The sequence below is a fragment of the Rhodococcus sp. NPDC056506 genome, assembly GCF_042794945.1.
GTDB lineage: Bacteria > Actinomycetota > Actinomycetes > Mycobacteriales > Mycobacteriaceae > Rhodococcus_F.
In genome coordinates this window covers 15,741-18,869 of record NZ_JBHTSW010000047.1, presented here as the reverse complement: position 1 = coordinate 18,869, position 3,129 = coordinate 15,741, and the positions used below count along the sequence as shown (strand labels likewise).

3 protein-coding genes are annotated in these 3,129 nt (G+C 60.6%); 2 read left to right on the top strand and 1 reads right to left on the bottom strand.

The window, feature by feature from the left end; translation table 11 throughout:
* Positions 1-80 precede the first annotated feature (80 nt).
* A complete protein-coding gene (locus ACFQ6H_RS25820) occupies positions 81-1,286 on the top strand; it encodes a lipase family protein (protein ID WP_378446122.1) in 1,206 nt (401 codons plus the stop codon).
* A gap of 73 nt (positions 1,287-1,359) precedes the next feature.
* Positions 1,360-1,833 carry a DUF5709 domain-containing protein gene (locus tag ACFQ6H_RS25815; protein WP_378649423.1) on the top strand — a complete coding sequence of 158 codons (474 nt, stop codon included), beginning with the start codon at positions 1,360-1,362 and terminating at the stop codon, positions 1,831-1,833.
* On the opposite strand, the gene ACFQ6H_RS25810 is transcribed toward ACFQ6H_RS25815, so the two are convergent.
* Positions 1,822-2,862, bottom strand: coding sequence for a diguanylate cyclase domain-containing protein (locus tag ACFQ6H_RS25810; protein ID WP_378649422.1), 1,041 nt, complete (start codon positions 2,860-2,862; stop codon positions 1,822-1,824). The two genes, ACFQ6H_RS25815 and ACFQ6H_RS25810, sit on opposite strands and share 12 nt — an antisense overlap.
* Positions 2,863-3,129 lie beyond the last annotated feature (267 nt).

Here is a 3,129-nt window from a genome sequence, read left to right as displayed (position 1 = left end):
ACCAGGTTCGACATGGGTATGAGTGAAACACACAGGGTGATGGATCCCGCGTGGGTCCGGACGAGGGGAAAACGTTGAAACTGCGAACCAAACGCGTGTTTACCGGATCGATGCTGACTGCCGCGGCACTGACCGCCACACTGCTCTCCGGGTGGACTGCACAGGCAGATCCCGCGTATCCCGCACCTGACCCGGACCCGTTCTATTCGCAAGCAGCAGCCGAGGGGAGTGCCGGCACGCCGATCTCCGTACGGCGAGCCCCAGACCTGATGACCTTTCCTGGCGTCGCGATCTGGCAGGTCAGCTATCGGTCCACGAACTCCGAGAACAAGCCGATTGCCGCGGTCAGCACTATCCTGGTCCCGCCGAATCAAACGCAAGACGGCCCCCTGCTCTCCTATCAGCACATCGTCAACGCACTCGGAACGGGTTGTGCGCCATCGCGAGCGCTCTACGCATCGGATCCCAACATCGTCATCCGTGAAGCACCCATCCTCAACGTCGCTCTGCAGCGCGGATGGACTATCGCGCTTCCCGACCATCTCGGACCCAACAGCGCATACGGCGCCGCAAGACTGGGCGGACAGATCACGCTCGACGGCATACGCGCCGTCCAGAAAGTCCCCGAATTGCGTAGCGGCGCCAGCCCAGTCGGCATCGCTGGATACTCCGGTGGCGGTATGGCGACCGCGTGGGCAGCTGCCCTGGCGCCGACCTACGCACCCGAGGTCAACCTCGTAGGTGTTGCCGAAGGCGGCGTTCCGATGAATCTGTCCAAGATGGCCAATGGACTCGGGCAAGATCCGCACCCGGCATTCGGTCTCGCGTTCGCCGCAGCGATGGGCCTCGAGCGGGAGTATCCCGACCTCTTGCCGCTCGGTAACCAACTCAACGACCTCGGTCGGTCGATGCGGTCCGAACTCACCAATGCCTGCACCAACGACATCCTGAGAGTCGGCGCCGGGCGCAGTGCTTCCCAGGTGTCGACGTCGACTTCCCTGTTGTCCAGTCCTGAAGTGCGAAAGGTGATGGACGACAACAGCGTCGAACTCTATCCAGGAGTACCGACCGCCCCGGTGTTCGAATGGCACACGCCCGACGACGTGCTGATTCCCATCGATTCGGTGGTCAATACCATTTCGAGGTACTGCGCCGCAGGAGCAACGATTCAATCCCAACTGTTCCCCAGCCCGGACCACCTCACCACCGCTGTCCTCGGTCTGCCCACCGCTTTCGAGTATCTACAGGACAGATTCGACGGAATGCCCGCGCCACGGTCGTGCTGAAGATCTCCGGCGTGATGTATCGAGCAGGCGCGGCGCGTGGCCAACTCCGTGTGCCCGTGGCATCGTTGAGTGCATGAGCGACACGGATGACACCGGCGCGTCCGGCAATGGCGATTACAGTCTCGATCCCGACGACCAGCTTCAACCCGAAGACACTCTGATCGATCGAGGCGTCGACGACATTCTCGACGAGGGAATCTCACCACCGGAACGACCACTGGGACTTGATGCCCACGGGTTGACCGGCAGCGAGGAATCCGCGGGGGAGACCCTCGACGAGCGCCTGGCCGAGGAAGAACCCGATCCGTACGCGTCGCTGGGTGATCCGCTGAAGGATCCCGCCGATGCCGACGAATTCGAACGGGAAGAAGAATTCCCGAACGGTGACGAAGTGGGTAACCGCCGCGTCGGGCGTCTCGTTGCCGAAGACGAGGGCCGATACGAAGACGAGGAAAGCGAACTCATCGCCGGAGACGTCGGAATCGACGGCGGCGCAGCGTCGGCAGAGGAAGCCGCGATGCATCTGATCGACGACTCAGAGGACTGAACGACCGCCGACCTGTTGTGGCTGCTGATCCGTGAGAACGATGGAATGAACGTGATTTCCGCCCATCCTCTTACTTTCGTACATCGCTGAATCGGCTAGGCGGTGTAGATCGTGCAGGCCGCTTTCTGCTGCCTGCACGTCCGGCCAGCCGCCGTTGTGTACGGCTATGCCGATGCTCGTCGTCGAGAGTGGTTCGCCCGTAGGGGAGTTCATGACGGGGTGAATCCGCGCGAGCAAGTCGCCGACATAGGGCAACGGCATCATCTGAACGACGACGAACTCGTCACCGCCGATACGAGCGATCGCTGCGTCCGATCTGGCCCAGTCGTGGAGTCGATACGCGGTCCGCAGGATGACGCGGTCACCCACGTCGTGACCGTAGGTGTCGTTGAAGTGTTTGAAATTGTCGATGTCGATCACCACAACCAGCAAAGACTGATCGAGGCTGGATTTCGCCTGTAGGAGTTCGGAAGTCCGCCGCGCCAATCCACGCCGATTCAACAGATCCGTCAATGGATCGAGTTCGGAGCTTTGTGCGTCGTTGCTCAGGAGCGCCAGCGCAATCTGTGTGACGACCGGTATGACAGTGATGACAGGGATGGCAAAGGCGATGCGTCCCAGTACGTCTGAGGCTGACGAAGGCGCATCCGTGAAAACCCCGATGCTGGCGACAACGATAATCGCCCCGGACCACAGGAGGTGCCACAGTTGCGCTCGAAGGTTGTGAAAGAAGGCTACATACGAGCCGACGAGCCCGAAGACGAGACATCCGAGCAATCGCTGATCCGGATTCGCCTCGGCTAGCACGATCACCGCAACAGCGAAGTCCCCGACAACGACTAAGAAATACGACCTATCACGGGTGGTCGCAATGACAGGCAGAGCAATTCCACCGATCATCACAAGCACTGCGACGACGACGTCCAACGGAAATCCGATGGTCTGTACCGAGTGGGTGCCCAGTCGCTTCAGCAGAATCGTGACACCCAGGAGGAAAACCAATACGCCGATGCCTATCCGAGTCGGCATCAGAATTCCGTTGTCGCGCAAGAATCGCGTGAATCGGTCAAACTGGTCTGGCACTGCGAGCCACCGGTGCACGACCTTGGGTGTGTCGCTCATCGCGGCCACTGACCATGAGAAGCGGCCGGTCGAATACAACACATGCGGCGATAGTAGTCCGTGGCAATGACAATGGAACTGCACTCGCGTCCAGCCTGTCGCCCTAAATACGTCACAGTGACGAATTAAGGGCGGGTGGCTGGAAGTGGGCGAGCCGCATTCATCAACATCAAT

Coding starts and splice junctions, on each gene's coding strand:
- ACFQ6H_RS25815 (WP_378649423.1), top strand. CDS start 1,360: ATGAGCGACACGGATGACACCGGCGCGTCCGGCAATGGCGATTACAGT.
- ACFQ6H_RS25810 (WP_378649422.1), bottom strand. CDS start 2,862: ATGCCGACTCGGATAGGCATCGGCGTATTGGTTTTCCTCCTGGGTGTC.